We start from the raw sequence: 18,874 nt of genomic DNA on the forward strand, positions 1-18,874 counted from the left end.
TCTGACTGGAGAGGAACTATGAAGCTGGTTACGGTTGTCATCAAACCATTCAAACTCGAAGACGTTCGTGAAGCACTGTCTTCAATGGGGATTCAGGGACTGACGGTTACCGAAGTGAAAGGCTTTGGGCGTCAGAAGGGCCATGCGGAGCTTTATCGCGGAGCCGAATACAGCGTCAACTTCCTGCCTAAAGTGAAGATTGATGTGGCTATCGCTGACGATCAACTCGATGAGGTGATTGATGTGGTGAGCAAAGCGGCTTACACCGGAAAAATTGGCGACGGCAAAATTTTCGTTGCCGAATTGCAGCGCGTCATTCGCATCCGTACGGGCGAAGCTGACGAAGCTGCACTGTAAGTAACTCCTGGCACACAGTGATAGGGATCGAGAAAATGAAGAAAGCAACAATCAAAACAGCTCTGGGGTCTCTGGCACTGCTGCCGGGCCTGGCGATGGCGGCTCCTGCGGTAGCCGACAAGGCGGATAACGCCTTTATGATGATCTGCACCGCGCTGGTGCTGTTCATGACAATTCCGGGCATCGCGCTGTTTTACGGCGGTCTGATCCGCGGTAAGAACGTGCTGTCCATGCTGACGCAGGTCGCAGTGACCTTCGCGCTGGTCTGCGTCCTGTGGGTGGTCTACGGCTACTCGCTGGCCTTCGGCGAAGGCAACGCCTTCTTCGGCAACTTCAACTGGGCGATGCTGAAAAATATCCAGCTGACTGCCCTGATGGGGAGCTTCTATCAGTACATCCACGTGGCGTTCCAGGGGTCATTCGCCTGTATCACCGTCGGCCTGATCGTCGGCGCGCTGGCAGAACGTATTCGTTTCTCCGCCGTGCTGATCTTCGTGGTGGTGTGGCTGACGCTCTCTTATGTGCCGATTGCACACATGGTCTGGGGCGGCGGTCTGCTGGCGTCTCACGGTGCGCTGGACTTCGCAGGTGGCACGGTGGTGCATATTAACGCTGCGGTTGCAGGCCTGGTCGGGGCATACCTGATTGGCAAGCGTGTGGGCTTTGGCAAAGAGGCGTTTAAACCGCACAACCTGCCGATGGTCTTCACCGGTACGGCAATCCTCTATTTTGGCTGGTTCGGTTTCAACGCCGGTTCAGCTAGTGCTGCAAACGAAATCGCCGCGCTGGCCTTTGTGAACACCGTGGTAGCCACTGCGGGTGCAATCCTCTCCTGGGTGTTTGGTGAGTGGGTGGTACGCGGTAAACCATCCCTGCTGGGCGCCTGTTCCGGTGCGATTGCCGGTCTGGTTGGCATCACCCCGGCGTGTGGTTATGTCGGTGTCGGCGGCGCGCTGCTGATTGGTATCGTCGCCGGTCTGGCGGGTCTGTGGGGCGTAACGGCGCTGAAACGCGTTCTGCGTGTCGATGATCCTTGTGATGTGTTCGGCGTGCACGGCGTGTGCGGTATCGTTGGCTGCATCATGACCGGTATCTTCGCCGCGACCTCCCTCGGTGGCGTAGGCTACGCAGAAGGCGTGACCATGGGCCATCAGCTACTGGTTCAGCTGGAAAGTATCGCTATCACTATCGTCTGGTCGGGTGTTGTGGCCTTCATCGGCTACAAACTGGCGGACATGACCGTTGGCCTGCGTGTACCAGAAGAGCAAGAGCGCGAAGGGCTGGATGTGAACAGCCACGGCGAGAATGCGTACAACGCCTGAGCAGATTGAGTTTCTCCTGTAGCAAAAAGCCTCCCGATGGGAGGCTTTATTTTTTCCCTCAGTCACGGACCGTCACGAGAAGAGGGGCGAGGTGAGGGCACAGATTATCCCCGGTTTCGCATCACCCCTTCCTGCACCGTAGAGGCAACCAGGACGCCCTCCTGCGTATAGAACTCACCGCGAACAAACCCGCGCGCGCTCGACGCCGACGTGCTTTCCACGCTGTACAGCAGCCATTCGTTCATATCGAACGGACGATGGAACCACATGGAGTGGTCGATGGTTGCGACCTGCATCCCTTTTTCGAGGAAGCCCACGCCGTGCGGCTGTAGCGCCACCGGCAGGAAGTTGAAATCTGACGCATAGCCCAGCAGATACTGGTGAACGCGAAGATCCTGCGGCATTGCACCATTGGCGCGGATCCACACCTGACGTTTTGGCTCGGCGATATGGCCCTTCATCGGATTGTGGAACTCGACCGGGCGGATTTCCAGCGGTTTATCGCACAGGAATTTCTCTTTCACCAGCGGCGGCAACAGATGCGCCAGCGCACGGGCAATGTCCGTTTCCGATTTCAGTTCATCCGGTGCCGGGGCAGGCGGCATCGTTTTTTGATGCTCATAACCGCTTTCCGGTGCCTGGAATGACGCCGTCATATAAAAAATCGGTTTGCCGTTCTGGATAGCCGCGACGCGGCGGGCGCTAAAACTGTTGCCGTCACGCAGCACTTCGACGTCATAGATTATCGGTTTTGCGCTGTCACCAGGACGTAAAAAATAGCTGTGAAAAGAGTGCACCAGACGGTCTGCAGGCACGGTCTCTTTGGCGGCATACAGCGCCTGTCCCACCACCTGGCCGCCGAAAACCTGGCGTAAGCCAAGGTCTTCGCTCTGCCCGCGAAAGAGTCCTTCTTCAATTTTTTCCAGATTCAGTAATGTCAGCAGATTGTTCAGTGCTTGACTCATAGTGGTCCTCAATAAACGCCGTGGCGAAAGATAGGATGATTATAACGTAAAAAGGAGAGTGGTCCGATGGGTGCAATAATCTGAATAAGCGGCTGAAACCAGGCATATATAAGTGATATGTGCCACACTTAGTCACGTTATGTATTTGCTAACGACTCTTGGCGGGATCGATCCCGCTGGTGCATTGAAGATAAGGAGAACTCAATGAAACTCGTGCACATGCTTAGTGGTTTAGCGGTAGCGGTTGCTCTGTCTGCCTGTGCGGATAAAAGTGCCGACATCCAGACGCCAGCGCCAAACCCAAATGCCGCTGGAGCGACGACACAGCCAACCATGCAGCAACCTAACGTTTCCGGTACGGTGTGGATCCGCCAGAAAGTGGCCCTGCCGCCGGACGCCGTCTTAACGGTGACCCTGTCGGATGCTTCTCTGGCCGATGCGCCGTCTAAAGTGCTGTCGCAGAAAGCGGTACGTACCGAAGGGAAACAGTCACCGTTCAGCTTTGTGCTGCCGTTTAACCCGGCAGAAATCCAGCCGAACGCGCGTATCCTGCTGAGCGCAGCGATTACCGTGAACGACAAACTGGTGTTCATTACCGATACGGTACAGCCGGTGATCAACCAGGGCGGAACCAAAGCTGACCTGACGCTGGTTCCGGTTCAGCAGACTGCCGTGCCGTTACAGCAGGGCGGTGGTGCCGCGACGACGGTTCCGTCAACGTCGCCAACGCAGGTTAACCCATCTTCTGCCGTGCCTGCACCGACACAGTACTAAGTCTGACCTTTGCCCTCTCCTTCGCGGGGAGGGCAGTTAATACACCCAGCGATACTTCTGCATATCAATCTTCCCTTTTCCTGACACCTGCACACCTTCAGACAGCAATGCCTGGCGCTGACGCTGCAAATCCGGGCCGGTCAGTGAAATTTCGCCATGACGATTTACCACGCGATACCAGGGCAGCGTACTGCCTTCCGGCAGACGTTTCAGCACGCCGCCGACCTGACGCGCCGCGCGCGGGGAACCGGCAAGCCTGGCGATATCACCATAGGTGGTGACATACCCTTCCGGAATCGAGGCCACAATTTGCCAGACCCGTTGGGGGAAAGAGTCATGTTCATCCATGGGGCGCTCCTTTAGTAGGGTCATCGATTCTTCCGGAACAAGGGCGGGAAGTTCGGGTTTAATGTAGACAGGCATAATCGCGCAGTCCAGCGCAGATTTCATGCGGGGATGGGCATAATCTTGGATAAATTCCACAGTTTGCGCAATAAACCATCATCCGGTCGCGGTTAACTTGCAATTGCGATCCTGTGCAGGGATAATGCGCCAGCGCGTTGGGTAACAACGCTCTCAATGGGGGCTCTGTTGGTTCTCCCGCAACACTACTCTGTTTACCAGGTCAGATCCGGAAGGAAGCAGCCAAGGCAGATGACGTGTGTGCCGGGATGTAGCTGGCAGGGCCCCCACCCATTTCTGCTAAGTGCATGATATCCATCATGTAACCCTCTGTTTTCGTGCATTGAAACGGCGGTGATACAACTTTCGTGTATCACTTAGGACGCTAATCAATGTCGCATCTTATGCTTTCCCGTCACGGGATCTGGTACTACCGTAGGGTCTACCTGACACCTCGGAAACGCCGTGAAATTCGTATTTCCCTTCGCACACGTTCCAAGCGTGAAGCCTTGATCCGTGTGGAGAAATATCTCACCTCACAACCTTTCCACTGCGTTCCGCAGTCCATCCCGGCACACACTGCAACCCCGTCTGCTTCCTTCCAACAGCCACAACAGAAGAAGGCATTCAAGAGCCTCAAGGGCGAGCTCGATAAGTACACCAAAGCTAAAGAGGGATCAGTTGGTGAACGGGAAATACTAACGATCAACAGGTGCGTGAATGCATATCTGAATTCAACAAAAGAGCCTTTCAGCAAAAGAAGCGCGGCGGCGCTTGTTGATGGTCTTGAAGGTTCAGCATCCACCAGAAACCGCTACATCAAAAAGAACTCAGCATTTTTCAAATGGGTTGCAACACGTACGGATGAAGATATTCGAAACCCGTTTGAGGGAATGGGAGTGAAGGAAACCACAGCTCCAATGGATCGCCGTCCTGCGTATTCGCTCAACGATCTGAAACGCTTGCACATTGCTTTACATGGCGTGAGGGATTGGAAGCGGTGGATCATTCTGATTGGTCGCTATTCGGGGATGAGGCAGAATGAGATCTGCCAGCTTTACCACAATGACGTGATGAAAGTTGACGGAGTTTGGTGCTTCCGTGTCGATAACCTGAATCCTAATCAGACACTCAAAACCGACAGTTCACGGCGGTTTGTGCCGATCCACTCTCAGTTGTTAGCACTTGGTCTGCTTGATTTCATATCCGCCCGAAAAGGGCATTTATTCCCTGAGCTAACCTTGCATCTTGGTAGCTATGGTCACTATTTCAGTCGCTGGTTCACACGGTTTCGGGGAAAGCACGGTTTGCCCGAATATCATTCGTTGCGCCACTACGCCGCTACAACATTTAAACAGAATGGCTTCCCTGAGCAGTTCGCATCCCAGGTGCTCGGACACTCGAACGCAACGATCACGTACAACCGATATGGGAAGGGCGTTGATGTCTCGCGATTGGTTGAGCTGGTGGAGTATCTATGTGTAGTGGCATAGTGAATTTGGCCACCTGAATAGAGGTGATATCATCACCTCATAGTCAAAACAGGTGACATTATGACCGGACGTAACAGACGCAATTTTAGCCCCGAGTTTCGCCTCGAAGCTGCCCAGCTTGTACTCGATCAGCACTACACCGTTGCCGCCGCTGCCACTGCGATGAATGTCGGCAAATCCACGATGGACAAATGGGTTCGACAATTGAAAGAAGAGCGAGCGGGAAAATCACCCGTAGCGTCACCCATGACACCGGAGCAGATTGAGATACGTGAGTTGAAGAAAAGACTTCAACACGTTGAAATGGAAAGGGATATATTAAAAAAGGCTACCGCGCTCTTGATGTCAGACTCCCTGAACAGTTCTCATTAGTTGAGAAACTCAGGGCGCGGTTTCCTGTTGCCGTTATGTGCAACGTGTTTGGGGTTCATCGCAGCAGCTATAAATACTGGCGGCAGCCAAAGAAGCCTGACGCCACGAGAGTGGTTTTACTGAGCCTTGTGCGTGAAGTTTATCGCGAAAGTAACGGCTCAGCAGGAGCGCGAAGCATTGCCGCGATGGTCACCACCAAAGGTATAAAACTGAGCCGCTGGCGGGCAACAAAGCTGATGAAAGCGCTCAATATTATCAGCTGTCAGCAACCTGGCCATCGTTATAAGAAGGCGTCTAAGGAACACATTGAGATCCCTAATTATCTGGATCGCCAGTTTGCTGTTACCGAGCCTAATCAGGCCTGGTGCGGTGATGTGACTTATATCTGGACGGGAAAACGCTGGGCTTATCTGGCTGTTGTACTCGATTTGTTTTCCCGTAAACCGGTTGGTTGGGCGATGTCATTTTTTCCGGATTCTGCATTGACAGCTAAAGCGCTGTCCATGGCCTGGGAAGCCCGAGGAAAGCCGGTTAATTTACTGTATCACTCGGACCAAGGCAGTCACTATACCAGCAGGAATTTCAGACAGTTACTGTGGAGATATCAGATAAAGCAAAGCCTGAGTCGCCGGGGAAATTGCTGGGATAATAGCCCAATGGAACGGTTCTTCAGAAGCCTGAAAACAGAGTGGGTTCCGGATAATGGGTACGCTAATTTTAGCGAAGCCAGCACGGCAATAACGAATTACATTATGGGATATTACAGCCAGCTCAGACCTCATCAATATAATGGAGGTTTGACGCCGAATGAATCAGAACGATTGTTCTGGAAAAACTCTAAAGCCGTGGCCAGTTTTTGTTGACCACTACAGAGGATTACTTATGTCTATTTAAAAAGGAGAACAATATGGCGAGAACTAAGGGTGCTGTAGCAAAAGGGGTTGATAATACAGCTGTACGCATTTTCTTACGAGGGTATGGCTCTTTGGGGGAGTTGCCACGCATTGTGGAAGATTGTATCTGCAGTGCATTGGGGCAGGAAGAAGAGACAAGAAGGTTCAAGGGAGAGCGAATTCTTACAATCTTAGAACAACTGGATCATATCGATACGCCAACAGTACATCGGCAGATGTGGGATTATAATATTTCTCAAGGTAAAAATACTGAGCCATCCAAACGGAACACGGAACGCATGACAAGGGCTCTAAGATGTGCTTCCGGAGCACTGTATCATCATCTGAAATTGTGTAACGGATTTTCGCGTGAAGACGAGGTGGTCCAGATTTCCGCTCCCGATCTCACGGTAGATGAGATCGAACATGCCCGTCGTTTGGCTCTGGCAGGTAAAATTGAAGCGTTCATACAATTTGTGAACTCTTGCCGGAGCGTGATCAAAAACTATGAGCCTCCAGTGTTCAAGTACACTGGAGAAAATGTGGTCGCGTTAACTTCTTGTACGGAGGTATCTTTAAGGTCTGCTGTCAGTCGTCCGTATTATGGTTATGTTAAAAAGGCCGTAAAAGATGAACAGCCAGAAGACCTGTTTACAGTCAAAGGCAGCAATACGAACCTCCAACCATTGATTGAGGAGGTTGGGCGATCCTACATGGTAGTGGAAAATGTAGCCTAGATGGAGTTTGGTCAAAAGTCATACATAGCCGGGTCAGCCCCGGTTTTTTTGTGTCTGTCGCATGAGAAAACGGCTTGCCAGTGTATACTTTTGGTGATACAAATTCATTGCCCCACCGCTTTTTAGTGCATTGAAATACATAGGTTTTGTTAGAAAAATCTCAGCTGGCAGGGCCCCCACCCATTTCCGCCTCTCTGAAAATTTTCCCCTTTCAAAAAATATTGCCCATGATTATAAAGGGGTTATGTAATATATCCTTCATTGCAATGAAATAATATTGTCATAAACCTGTAATAATAGACTGGCAAATTAATGTCGGGGTGTTTTTAATCCGTCATAAGCAAAAAATATATCAGTGGATTGCCCCAGTAACTTCGTGTATTAAATTAAATAACTTATTCCGAAGGGAAGTGACAAACATGGGCACTGCAGTCTTAAACGTAAAAATTGATGAAGCGCTAAAAGAGAGACTTCGTCATTATGCCGAAGCGAATAACGAGAATTTAAGCGTGACGACAGAAAAACTGCTGCTGCTGGCGTTTGAGGCAGTGGAAGAGGCGGGAGTAACGGAAGAGGATATTGATAATCAGCATACGGAAGAAGAGAGTGTGACTCCTTTTACTCCTAAAGAAATCAAGGCTCTACGCAAACTTCTGAAGAAGAGAAAATGAAACAACAACTGTCTACTGCCAATGACTACAAAGAGGCCTGCGATCTGCTTCGTTCAGGCTACGTAAAACACGTACGTCTTGGCTGGAATGTAGGAAGTGATGAGTTCTTTCGCATTGCGTCTGACTGGTGTGATACGGGCGCGAAAATAAAGAAAGAAGGAGAAAATTTCGTTATTTCTCTGAAAGGTTTTCCGATTCCTCCTCAGCACTGATGACAAACCTGTGAAAACTGCTGACTGCATCTAGTGCAGCCAGCAGTTTTTATTTTCCGCTGGTTATATTACGCCACGTTTTAAATAACTTTCACTTCTGTTCAGCGAGTTCCACAGCGGTTTAATTCGCAGTAGCGCGTTTTCCAGCTGCGCCGAATCCATTGAGAAAGGCATACGCAGATAGCGGTCAAACGCCCCGGAAAGCCCAAAGCGTGTGCCGGTGCCGAGATGAATTCCCAGCGTCTCCGCCCGCGCGCCGAGCTGCGTGGCGACCATCCCCGGCAGTTCCACCCAATACGACAGCCCGCCTTCTGGTTCGTGAAAACGCCATTCCGGAAAATGCTCACGCATTAACGCGCTGCAGCGATCGCGGCGTTCTGTCAGCATCTGCCGTCTTGCGGGCAGGAAAGTGGCGGCGTGCTCAATCAGCCACAGGGTGGCCAGCTGTTCCAGCAACGGCGATCCAAGATCGAGGGTATCGCGCGTCTGGGCCAGCGTGGCAATGGTGCGCGACGAGGCGCGGATCCAGCCCAGGCGTAATCCCCCCCAGAAACTTTTGCCCGCCGAACCGAGGGTAATGACGTTGGCCTGCGGGTTAAATGCCGCCAGCGGCGGCGGGGGTGGCGCATCAAACCACAGGTCAACCATGGTCTCATCCACCACCAGCGTGGTGCGGGTTTGTGCGGCGATATCGGTGATGGTCTGGCGCGTGGCGATGTCCATGCAGCGCCCGGTGGGATTATGGAAATCCGGCATCAGGTACGCCAGTCGCGGCGCGGTTTGCGCCAGCGTCGCGGCAAAGCCGTCCGTATCCCAGCCCGATTCCGGCAGCGCCACGCCAACAGGACGACAGGACGCGCCCTGGATTGCCGCAATCGCCAGCGGGTAAGTGGGATGATCCACCACCACCCGATCGCCTGGCCCGGTCAACATGCGCAGCACCAGCGCCAGGCCGCTGACCGCACCGTTGACCACCATGATTTCGTCTGCCCGCGTCGGCAGCCCGCGCGAGGAATAACGTGCGGCGATGGTTTCGCGCAGTTCCGGTAAGCCCAACTGGTCATAACCCGTGTGAGAGAGGTGTTGGGTCATGGCGGTGAGCGCGTGGGTATAAGCCTGGTGAATTTCCGGCCCGGCGCTGAGCGCGGCGGTTGAGAGATCCAGCGCAGTGCTGATGGCCGCTCGCGTCGGGACGGCGTGGCTGTCCGGGAGGATAATACGGGAGCCGCTGCCGTGGCGGCTCTCCAGATACCCGGCGTCGCGCAGGTGTGCCAGCGCGCTGGCAATCGTCGTGCGGCTCACGTTGAGCACCGTAGCCAGTTCGCGCTCACCGGGCAGGCGCGTATCGAGGGCCAATCGGCCATCGAGAATCAACAGGCGTAGTGCGTCCGCCAGTTGTCGCCATAAAGGCGTGCGGGAGAAGGGCTGTTGCCAGTGGCCTAAGAGGCGCACCAGCGACTGGCTACCGAAGCGACGAGATGACATATGCAGTCCACTATTTGAAAACTGGACATTAATCATAGAGCCATTTTCAGCCAGGATGAAAGCATAACTTTCTGGAGAACCATCATGCTGCGTCGTTTACTGCAACTTTATGTCGGACTGGGATTTTACGGGCTTTCTACCGCGATGTTTGTCCGCGCCGATCTCGGTGCCGATCCGTGGAACGTGTTCCATCTGGGCGTCGCCCGCCTGCTGGCGATGGACATCGGCACGGTAATGATTTTGACCGGCGCGCTGGTGCTGCTGTTCTGGATCCCACTGCGCCAGCGCCCAGGTCTTGGCACAATCAGTAACGTCATTGTGATTGGTCTGGCGGCCGATGCGTCCCTGTCGCTGCTCCCGGAGATGAGTTCGCTGGTGGCCCGCAGCGCGCTGCTCATCTCCGCCGTGGTGGTCAATGCGCTGGCGACCGGAATGTATATCGGCGCAGGCTTTGGCTCCGGCCCGCGCGACGGCCTGATGACCGGCATTAACGCCCGCACGGGCTGGTCGGTGCGCAGCGTGCGTACGGCGATAGAAGTGTCGGTATTGCTGATTGGTTGCGTACTCGGCGGAACCTTTGGTGTGGGCACGGTCCTGTACGCGCTGGCCATCGGCCCGCTGATCCAGATCTGCCTGCCGTGGTTTCGTCAGAAGCCGCAGGTGACGCTGGTGCCAGAGCCGGAACGAATTGTTTAAACTGCGAAGCGCTCACATGCTTTACCCGCCGCGCTGTGCCAGAATAACGGCATCTCCCGCTGCGATACGGAAAGCATGAAAGCCATCACTCTCTATGACGTTGCCCGCCTGGCGGGCGTTTCCTATCAGACGGTCTCCCGTGTAATAAACGACGCGGAGCACGTCTCCGCAAGGACCCGTGAAAAGGTGCAGCAGGCGATGGCTGAACTGCACTACGTCCCCAATCGCGGCGCGCAGCAACTGGCCGGGAAACGCACCCGTACGCTGGGGCTGATTACCACCGACCTGGCGCTGCATGCGCCCTCGCAGATCGCCTCTGCGGTAAAATCCCGCGCGGGCGAGTGCGGCGCAAGCGTGCTGATTTCGATGGTGGAGCATCCTGAGCGTTGCCAGGCGGCACTCCAGGAGTTACTGGCCCAGCGCGTGGAAGGCTTGCTGGTCAACGTTCCCCTCGACGATCCCCTCGCCGAACAGATCCGCCAGCTTGCCGCACCGGTGCCAGTGTTATTCTTCGACGTCTCCCCTGAAGCGAAAGTTCATCGCCTGGCCTTTGATGCGGAGCAGGGTGCTAAGCTTGGCGCTGAGCACCTGCTGGCGCTTGGACACCGACGCATTGCCTTGCTCAGCGGGCCAGAGAGTTCCGTCTCGTCACGCGCGCGTCTCGCGGGCTGGCAGGCGCGGCTGGCGCAGGACAATCTGGTTCCGTGTGCGATGGCCCATGGCGACTGGAGCGCGGCGTCAGGGTATGAAAAAGGTCATCAGCTACTGGCGGGTAGCGCTCTTCCTGATGCCATTCTGGTGGCAAACGATCAGATGGCCCTCGGCGTGATGCGCGCCTGTGCTGAAAAAGGGATAGCCGTACCGGGGCAGATGTCGGTGGTGGGATTTGATGATACCGCTGACAGCGCCTGGTTCTCCCCGCCGCTGACCACCATCCGCCAGGCGTTTCGCGTGGCCGGCGAGCGCAGCGTCGAGTGGCTCCTTTCCGGATCAACGGATGAACTCTGGCAAACGCAGCTTCCTGTCACGCTGGTGGAGCGCCACTCCAGCGCCCGTCACGCGCCCGATCAGGCCGATCGCGAAGCGCTGGCACAGCAGCTGAAATCCCTGGCGCTATTGGCTGAGCAGCTGGCGCGGCGCTGATCCTTTTGTGATCTGGCTCGCTTTGCCGTGGTCAGATCCTTTACCGATTTCTCTCACCAGGGCATTGTGACTTGAATTGTGAGCGCTTCGCAAAAGAGGTCATTATGTCTGTCGCATTCCCGCACTCTCTGCATTCTGTTTTAGCTCGTCGCGACTGGGAAAACCCCGGCGTCACTCAATGGCATCGGCTGGATGCCCACGCGCCGTTTCACAGCTGGCGCGATGAAATGCAGGCTCGCGATGAGCAGCCACCTTCGCACAAGCGGTTACTGAACGGCGACTGGCAGTTCCGCTTTTTCACGGCGCCAGAGCAGGTTCCTGAGCACTGGATAACAGAAGAGTGTGCAGAGGCTATCACCACGCCGGTGCCGTCAAACTGGCAGATGCAGGGCGTTGATACGCCGATCTACACCAACGTTACCTACCCGATCATCGTCAATCCCCCGTTTGTGCCTGCCGAGAACCCGACAGGTTGTTACTCGCTCACATTTGAGGTGGACGAAGAGTGGCTTAAAAGCGGCCAAACGCGCATCGTTTTTGACGGTGTGAACTCGGCGTTTTATCTCTGGTGCAACGGCGAGTGGGTGGGGTACTCCCAGGACAGCCGCCTGCCGGCGGAGTTCGATCTTACGCCTGTGCTGAAACCCGGCAGTAATCGCCTGGCGGTGCTGGTGTTGCGCTGGTGCGACGGGAGTTATCTGGAAGACCAGGATATGTGGCGGATGAGCGGGATTTTCCGCGACGTGTCGCTCCAGCATAAACCGGCCACTCACATTGCCGATTACCACTACGTCACCGAACTGAATGCGGATTACGATCGCGCAAAATTGCAGGTGGAAGTGGCCCTCGGCGGCGAGGCAGTGGCCGACAGCGAAGTCGTGCTAACGCTCTGGCAGGATGATGAACCGGTCGCGACGACGACCGCCCGACCAGGCTCTGCGATTGTTGATGAGCGCGGTAACTGGGCCGAGCGTTTACATGTCACTCTGCCGGTGGACCGCCCGGCGCTGTGGAGTGCCGAAATGCCCGCGCTTTATCGTCTGACGCTCGTTCTGCGTGACGGGCAGGGAAATCTGCTGGAAGTGGAGGCGTGCGATGTCGGTTTCCGCCGCGTGGAGATCAGCAATGGCCTGCTGAAAGTCAACGGCCAGCCGCTGCTGATCCGTGGGGTGAACCGCCACGAGCACCATCCCGAAAACGGCCAGGTGATGGATGAAGCAACCATGCGCCGCGATATCGAGCTGATGAAGCAGCATAACTTTAACGCCGTGCGCTGCTCCCATTACCCTAACCACCCGCTGTGGTATCGCCTGTGCGACCGCTACGGCCTGTATGTGGTGGACGAAGCGAATATTGAAACCCACGGCATGGTGCCGATGAGCCGTCTGGCGGACGATCCGCGCTGGCTGCCTGCCATGAGCGAGCGCGTTACGCGCATGGTGCAGCGCGACCGCAATCATCCGTCGATCATCCTCTGGTCGCTGGGCAATGAGTCCGGCCACGGCGCCAATCACGATGCGCTCTATCGCTGGATCAAAACCACCGATCCGACGCGTCCGGTTCAGTATGAGGGCGGCGGGGCAAATACCGCCGCGACGGATATCGTCTGCCCGATGTACGCCCGCGTCGATCAGGATCAACCGTTCCCGGCGGTGCCAAAATGGTCGATTAAAAAGTGGATCGGGATGCCGGATGAAACGCGCCCGCTGATCCTCTGCGAGTACGCCCACGCGATGGGCAACAGCTTTGGCGGGTTTGCCAAATACTGGCAGGCATTCCGCAGCCATCCGCGCCTGCAGGGCGGGTTTGTCTGGGACTGGGTGGATCAGGCGTTAACCAAAAAAGACGAAAATGGCCAGGCGTTCTGGGCCTACGGCGGTGATTTTGGCGATACGCCGAATGATCGTCAGTTTTGCCTGAACGGGCTGGTATTCCCGGATCGCACGCCGCACCCGGCGCTGTTTGAAGCTCAGCGCGCCCAGCAATTTTTCACTTTCACGCTGGTGAGCTCTTCGCCGCTGGTGGTAGATGTGCACAGCGATTACCTGTTCCGCCACAGCGATAACGAATCCCTGCGCTGGTACATTATGCGTGACGGCGACGAGGTGGCGAGCGGAGAAGTGCCGCTGTCCGTTGCGCCGCAAGGCACCCAGCGCATTGAAATGGCTTTGCCTGAACTGGCCGCCGCACCGGGCGAAGTCTGGCTGAATCTCGACGTTTTCCAGACCGCGGCAACCCACTGGTCGCCCGCTAATCATCGCTGCGCCTGGGATCAATTCCCGCTGCCTGCGCCGTTGTCTGTGTCAGTGCCGGTTGCCGGACAGGTAAAACCGCAGCTGACGGTTAACGACGAAGTGCTGGAAGTGAGCCACCTGGATCAACGCTGGCATTTCGATCGCGCCAGCGGAAATCTGGTCCAGTGGTGGAACCGCGGTGTGCAAACACTGCGCTCGCCGCTCATCGACAACTTTACCCGCGCGCCGCTGGATAACGATATTGGCGTCAGCGAAGCGACGCGCATCGATCCGAATGCCTGGGTGGAACGCTGGAAAGCGGCGGGAATGTATAACCTCGCGCCGCGCGTGTTGCAGTGCGAAGGCGAGCAGCGTGCGCAGGAGGTGGCGATTACCACGCTTCATGCCTGGGAGTTTAACGGCAAAACGCTGTTCATGAGCCGGAAAGTCTGGACCATTGACAGCCATGGTGTCCTGCAAGGTGATGTGCAGATTCAGGTGGCAAGTGATATTCCACAACCGGCGCGCATCGGCCTGAGCTGCCAGCTGGCAGAGGCGTCGGCGTCCGCAAGCTGGCTGGGGCTCGGGCCGAATGAGAACTACCCGGACCGAAAACTGGCGGCGCGACAGGGGCGCTGGACGCTACCGCTGGAGGCACTGCACACGCCCTATATCTTCCCGACGGAAAACGGCCTGCGCTGCGATACCCGCGAGCTGACATTTGGCGCACACCAGTTGCAGGGCCATTTCCACTTTACGCTAAGCCGCTACAGTCAGCAGCAGCTGCGCGACACCACGCATCATCATCTGCTGATCGAGGAGCCGGGCTGCTGGCTGTCTCTCGACGCATTCCATATGGGCGTGGGCGGGGATGACTCGTGGAGCCCGAGCGTTTCGCCGGAGTTTATCCTCGCAGACCGGTCACTGCGTTACGCGTTTAGCTGGCGACAGGACTAAACTTAAATCCGTCAGAGGCGGCCACACCAGGTGGCCGCATGATCACTTCGGAGGTTTGACTCATGAAGTATGTTGATGGTTTTGTGGTCGCTGTTCCCGCGGAAAATAAGGAGGCTTATCGCGAGATGGCAGCAAAAGCGGCCCCGCTGTTTAAAGAATTTGGCGCGACACGGATCGTGGAGTGCTGGGCTGACGATGTTCCCGATGGAAAGCTCACCGATTTTCGCATGGCGGTGAAAGCGGAAGAGGGCGAAGAGGTCGTTTTTAGCTGGATTGAATATCCGTCAAAAGAGGTTCGCGATAAGGCGAACCAGCAGATGATGGCCGACCCGCGCATGAAAGAGTTCGGCGAGTCGATGCCCTTTGACGGTAAAAGGATGATCTACGGCGGATTTGCGCCGCTGCTGGATGAGTAATCCGTGCGCCCGGCGAGGCTCGCCGGGCATTACTCTGGATCGAGGTTATTCTCTGCCCACAGTATGAACTCAATTTTTGGCAAGGCCTTGCTGTACAACCAGCCCTGTCCGTACTGCACGCCGTGGCGGCGCAGCCACTCAAGCTGTCCTTCTGTTTCAATCCCTTCGGCGACCATCGCCAGCTTCAGCGATTTAGCCATTTCGATAATGTGCGGCGTGACGTTTTTGTACTCCAGTGCGTCCACGAACGACTTGTCAATTTTCAGGATGTCCACGTCCAGATCCTGCAGATAGCTGAGGCTGGAGTAGCCGGTGCCAAAATCGTCGATATGAATCGGGTGGCCTGAGCGGCGGAAGCTGGCAATCGCGGGCGCGCTCACCTTCGGATCGGCAAATCCGCGCTCGGTCAGTTCAAGCGCAATCTGCTGCGGTGTGATCTGCCAGTGGTTCAGCAGGCGGCTCAGCAAAGGCGGCAATTCAGTGCAAAACAGATCGGCGGGCGAGAGGTTGATCGAAATATGCTGATGCGGATTGTGGCGCAGCCATTCGCCCATATCTTCAAACACTTTCTCGAACACCAGACGGGTAAGCCTGGAGGTTAATCCGGTTTGTTCGGCCAGCGGAATAAAGATGTTTGGCGACAACATACTGCCATCCGGCTGCGGCCAGCGGACCAGTGCTTCTGCGCCGGTAATCTTACCCGTGTCCAGCGCCACAATGGGCTGATAATGCACCACCAGTTCGCGGGCGTTGATCGCATCCAACAGGCGATAGCGTGGCGACTGCAAACGGCGCAACACGCGCAGGATAAATGCGGCGGCCAGTAAACTGATGAGCGCACCAAACGGGAACCAGAAAAGCAGCTGCTGATGCCAGCTCGCTTTTAACGGTTTCAGGGAGGCCCAGGCGACGACGGCATAGCGCAATTCCGGTACCTCTTTGACCACATACATGAAGCCATCATGCTGCAGGCGCGTGAGATTCTGCGTATGGAGCTTTTTCCAGATCAGCGGGTCCAGCGGGTTGCTGCTGGCGAACACCCGATTACTGTCTTCGCCGACCAGCGCGGCATCAATCGGCCAGGAACCAAAGGGAATAACGTCAATCAGGGATGACGGGTCAATCACCACCATGTAGTGGCCTTTTCCCAGCATCAGCATGAAACGATTAACGTCCAGATCGTTTTGTGTCGTGAGCCAGGCGCGATAGCCGTCGGCGGTGGTGCGCACAGGCGCAGGAAAAGGTACGGAGTTGCTGACTTGTTCAAGCGACGAGCAGATCGGCTTTTGGTCGACAACGTACATCACTTCCTGGACGTAACGCAGGGAGAACGCCACGCGGCGCATATCGAGAAGATGTTCGTAACTGCAGGGCGTGCTTTGCAGGGGCTGGAGCTGTTTTAAGGCGGTTTTTCCCTGGCTTACGACTTTATCTGCCCGGAGCAAGACGCGTGAGGAGTACCGGTCCAGCGCTTCGACGAAATTCTCTTCCGCCTGGCGGTGCGCCATCCAGACGCTCAGACAAATGGGGATCAGCACGGCAAAGATCAGAACACCAGTCACCAGACTGACCAGTTGGCGAGTTGTCATGCTAGGGTTTCCTTTCTGAGCCGCTGATTTACATTACCGCTGAATAATAATCTTATAGTATGCGGCAGAGTTTGATTTCATTCAGGTAAGGCTTATGAAAAAAAAAGAGTTTGTGACGCAAGATCTGCTGAGCAAAATTTACCAGGATACGACGCCCGGACCGCGTAAGCTGTCGCCGGAAAGACAGCTCGCCGAGGAGTACGGCGTGTCGCGTTTTACTATTCGCCAGGCGCTGGAAAAGCTGGTTAGCATCGGAGTGGTGCGGATTGTGCAGGGTTCGGGGATCTGGATCAACGAGCAGGCGCGCAATAACCCGCTGGTCTATAACTCGATCACGGAGAAACGCTTCGATCAGATCCGTTATCGGATGATCAGCCTGCATAAAACACGCCCGGATCGCGCCGCGCAGCAGATTTTTGGGCTAGATGAGGAGAGTTTTATCTGGCACTTCTGCCGCCTGCGCTACGTCGATGATGCGCCGGTACAGCTGGAGATCTCCAGCATGCCGGTGGCGGATTTTCCCGATCTTAACCAGCAGGCGATTGAGCGATCTATTCAGCAGTACGTGCTGAGCAAAGGTTTCACCATTTCCCACATGCTGACCACCTATCGCGCGGTGAGCGTCAGCCGCGAACAGGCGGTGATTCTGGGCTGCAAGAAGGGCAGCCCGGCGATGCATATTAATAATCGCGGTATTCTCGACGGAGGACGCGTGTTCGAGGTGAGCGATATTATCGACATCAACTACACCTGTACTTACGTCATCCCCTACAACCGCGACAACTTAACCTGGCGGCAAAATCAGGGGGTATGAATCGCCCCATCGGGCAGGCGGCTCTGCGTCCACTCATGCGGGCGGTAGACAACCGGATGCGCCAGGGCCAGCTCCTCGTTGAAACCCACGCCAATGCCGGCGTTGACAGGCGGATAGACAAATCCCTCTTTTGCCACCGGTGCGCCAGGGAAAACCGCATCCGTGGTTTGCGAACGGGGAATGAACTCCTGAATCGCGGCATTATGCAGATGAATATTCAGATGGGTATTCACCGCCACGCCGATAGGGGTCATGTCGCCCGGTCCGTGCCACGCTAAACGCACGCCAAAGGCCTGACACAGATGTGCCAGTTTGATGGCCGGGGTGATCCCGCCGATCTGTGATACGTGACAGCGGATGAAGTCGATACGACGATTGACGATCAGGTCGTGCCATTCTGCCGGGTTGTTGAACAATTCCCCCATCGCCAGCGGTACGCAGCTTTGCTGGCGCACTTGCTCCAGCCAGGCGCTCTGTTGCGGCGGTAAAATATCTTCAATAAAATAGGGCTGGAACGGTTCGAGCAGTTTTGCCAGCTGAACGGCCTGCTGCGGGAACAGTCGCTCGTGGACGTCGTGTAAAATGTGCAGCTTCCAGCCATATTTTTCCCGCAGCGCGCGGAACATCTCAACGGTGTTCGCCATGTATTCCTGCTGATCGAACCAGGCGCCAGGCGTTGGATTATCCGGGGCGTGAAGTGCCGACGGCGTGCCGCCGTAAAAGCCAAGCTGACAGCGAATATGCCGGTAACCCTGCGCCAGCAGTGAATCCACGGAGGCGAACAGTTCTTCCAGCGTTTCGCCGCTGGCGTGGCTGTAGGCGGGAATCGCGTCGCGGGATTTGCCGCCCAGCATTTGATAGAGCGGCATGCCTGCCAGCTGGCCTTTGATGTCCCACAGCGCCATATCGACACCCGATATCGCATTGTTCATCACCGGGCCGTTACGCCAGTAGGCGTTGACGTTCATCATCTGCCACAGATCTTCGATATTGTTCGCATCGCGACCAATGAGCAGCGGTTTGAGGTACTCATCCACCAGGGTTTTGACCGCCAGCGGGCGCTGCTGAAAGGTGGCGCAGCCGTGGCCGGTGATCCCCTGGTCGGTGGTGACACGTACCGTCACCAGATTATGTCGGTCCGGGCGGGTAATAAAACATTCGATATTTTTAATCATCACAGGCGTCACGAAATAACTCCTTGGGGGCTCTGTGGGAATAGGTTATGGGGAATATCATCACCCTAAAAATGTTGGCGGGTAAACCGTTTTTTTGACTATTTATTTTGGTCAGTTATTTAACGATATAGTAATTAAAAACCAGACCAATTTTAGATTGATGAGGG

18 protein-coding genes and 1 other RNA gene are annotated in these 18,874 nt (G+C 55.6%); 14 read left to right on the plus strand and 5 right to left on the minus strand.

Translation table 11 applies throughout. The features are described 5' to 3' along the window. The first annotated feature begins 18 nt into the window (after nt 1-18). Together glnK and amtB are read left to right on the plus strand one after the other, a co-directional pair. Entirely contained in the window at nt 19-357 is a 339-nt protein-coding gene (gene glnK, locus C0560_RS05125) for a P-II family nitrogen regulator (RefSeq protein ID WP_012016323.1), read from the plus strand. A 35-nt stretch (nt 358-392) separates the two neighbouring features. Beyond that, complete coding sequence (gene amtB / locus C0560_RS05130; protein ID WP_100777392.1) at nt 393-1,679, plus strand: ammonium transporter AmtB; 1,287 nt, start codon at nt 393-395, stop codon at nt 1,677-1,679. 104 nt (nt 1,680-1,783) lie between these two features. On the opposite strand, the gene tesB is transcribed toward amtB, so the two are convergent. Next, entirely contained in the window at nt 1,784-2,644 is an 861-nt protein-coding gene (tesB, locus tag C0560_RS05135) for an acyl-CoA thioesterase II (RefSeq protein ID WP_248859761.1), read from the minus strand. Nucleotides 2,645-2,848: 204 nt separating this feature from the next. Here tesB and C0560_RS05140 point away from each other — a divergent pair, with 204 nt between their 5' ends. Next, on the plus strand, nt 2,849-3,418 hold the full coding sequence (locus C0560_RS05140; protein ID WP_100777390.1) for a YbaY family lipoprotein: 570 nt from the start codon (nt 2,849-2,851) through the stop codon (nt 3,416-3,418). A 36-nt stretch (nt 3,419-3,454) separates the two neighbouring features. On the opposite strand, the gene C0560_RS05145 is transcribed toward C0560_RS05140, so the two are convergent. Beyond that, nucleotides 3,455-3,766, minus strand: coding sequence for an MGMT family protein (locus C0560_RS05145; RefSeq protein WP_123429366.1), 312 nt, complete (start codon nt 3,764-3,766; stop codon nt 3,455-3,457). Nucleotides 3,767-4,007: 241 nt separating this feature from the next. Here C0560_RS05145 and ffs point away from each other — a divergent pair. From ffs to C0560_RS05175, 6 genes are all read left to right on the plus strand, one after another. Further along, nucleotides 4,008-4,104: signal recognition particle sRNA small type (gene ffs / locus C0560_RS05150), an RNA gene on the plus strand. Between the two features lie 108 nt (nt 4,105-4,212). Next, nucleotides 4,213-5,313, plus strand: coding sequence for a site-specific integrase (locus tag C0560_RS05155; RefSeq protein ID WP_248859762.1), 1,101 nt, complete (start codon nt 4,213-4,215; stop codon nt 5,311-5,313). A 60-nt stretch (nt 5,314-5,373) separates the two neighbouring features. Further along, a protein-coding gene (locus tag C0560_RS05160; protein WP_248859763.1) for an IS3 family transposase occupies nt 5,374-6,548 on the plus strand; the annotation gives its coding sequence in 2 pieces (ribosomal slippage) (nt 5,374-5,632 and nt 5,632-6,548; 1,176 coding nt in all). A 44-nt stretch (nt 6,549-6,592) separates the two neighbouring features. After that, complete coding sequence (locus C0560_RS05165) at nt 6,593-7,315, plus strand: hypothetical protein (protein ID WP_248859764.1); 723 nt, start codon at nt 6,593-6,595, stop codon at nt 7,313-7,315. A gap of 419 nt (nt 7,316-7,734) precedes the next feature. Continuing rightward, nucleotides 7,735-7,986 (plus strand): hypothetical protein, encoded by a 252-nt coding sequence (locus tag C0560_RS05170; RefSeq protein WP_100777388.1) that lies wholly within the window; start codon nt 7,735-7,737, stop codon nt 7,984-7,986. Next, complete coding sequence (locus tag C0560_RS05175) at nt 7,983-8,198, plus strand: hypothetical protein (protein WP_014069144.1); 216 nt, start codon at nt 7,983-7,985, stop codon at nt 8,196-8,198. The genes C0560_RS05170 and C0560_RS05175 overlap by 4 nt, the downstream gene beginning before the upstream one ends. A gap of 63 nt (nt 8,199-8,261) precedes the next feature. On the opposite strand, the gene C0560_RS05180 is transcribed toward C0560_RS05175, so the two are convergent. Continuing rightward, nucleotides 8,262-9,683, minus strand: coding sequence for a PLP-dependent aminotransferase family protein (locus C0560_RS05180; protein WP_248859765.1), 1,422 nt, complete (start codon nt 9,681-9,683; stop codon nt 8,262-8,264). An 84-nt stretch (nt 9,684-9,767) separates the two neighbouring features. Between C0560_RS05180 and C0560_RS05185 the strand changes: the two genes are divergently transcribed. The 4 genes from C0560_RS05185 (at nt 9,768) to C0560_RS05200 (ending at nt 15,129) form a co-directional block, all read left to right on the plus strand. Next, nucleotides 9,768-10,379: a YitT family protein gene (locus C0560_RS05185; RefSeq protein WP_100777386.1), complete on the plus strand. Its 612-nt coding sequence runs from the start codon at nt 9,768-9,770 to the stop codon at nt 10,377-10,379. Nucleotides 10,380-10,454: 75 nt separating this feature from the next. Beyond that, nucleotides 10,455-11,522, plus strand: coding sequence for a LacI family DNA-binding transcriptional regulator (locus tag C0560_RS05190; protein WP_181827423.1), 1,068 nt, complete (start codon nt 10,455-10,457; stop codon nt 11,520-11,522). 104 nt (nt 11,523-11,626) lie between these two features. Continuing rightward, on the plus strand, nt 11,627-14,713 hold the full coding sequence (locus C0560_RS05195; RefSeq protein WP_248859766.1) for a beta-galactosidase: 3,087 nt from the start codon (nt 11,627-11,629) through the stop codon (nt 14,711-14,713). 62 nt (nt 14,714-14,775) lie between these two features. Beyond that, nucleotides 14,776-15,129: a DUF1428 domain-containing protein gene (locus C0560_RS05200; protein WP_102104278.1), complete on the plus strand. Its 354-nt coding sequence runs from the start codon at nt 14,776-14,778 to the stop codon at nt 15,127-15,129. 29 nt (nt 15,130-15,158) lie between these two features. Here the strand turns inward: C0560_RS05200 and C0560_RS05205 are convergent, their stop codons facing one another. Then, nucleotides 15,159-16,718, minus strand: coding sequence for an EAL domain-containing protein (locus tag C0560_RS05205; protein WP_123429362.1), 1,560 nt, complete (start codon nt 16,716-16,718; stop codon nt 15,159-15,161). Nucleotides 16,719-16,812: 94 nt separating this feature from the next. On the opposite strand from C0560_RS05205, the gene C0560_RS05210 reads away from it, so the two are divergent. Next, the gene (locus C0560_RS05210) at nt 16,813-17,532 is read left to right on the plus strand and encodes a GntR family transcriptional regulator (protein WP_100777381.1); all 720 of its coding nucleotides are present in this window, start codon (nt 16,813-16,815) and stop codon (nt 17,530-17,532) included. Here the strand turns inward: C0560_RS05210 and C0560_RS05215 are convergent. Continuing rightward, nucleotides 17,520-18,719: an enolase C-terminal domain-like protein gene (locus tag C0560_RS05215; protein ID WP_248859767.1), complete on the minus strand. Its 1,200-nt coding sequence runs from the start codon at nt 18,717-18,719 to the stop codon at nt 17,520-17,522. The two genes, C0560_RS05210 and C0560_RS05215, sit on opposite strands and share 13 nt — an antisense overlap. Nucleotides 18,720-18,874: the final 155 nt, after the last annotated feature.

Origin of the sequence: Lelliottia sp. AC1, from assembly GCF_023278595.1 — a bacterium.
GTDB classification, from domain to species: Bacteria; Pseudomonadota; Gammaproteobacteria; order Enterobacterales; family Enterobacteriaceae; genus Enterobacter; species Enterobacter nimipressuralis.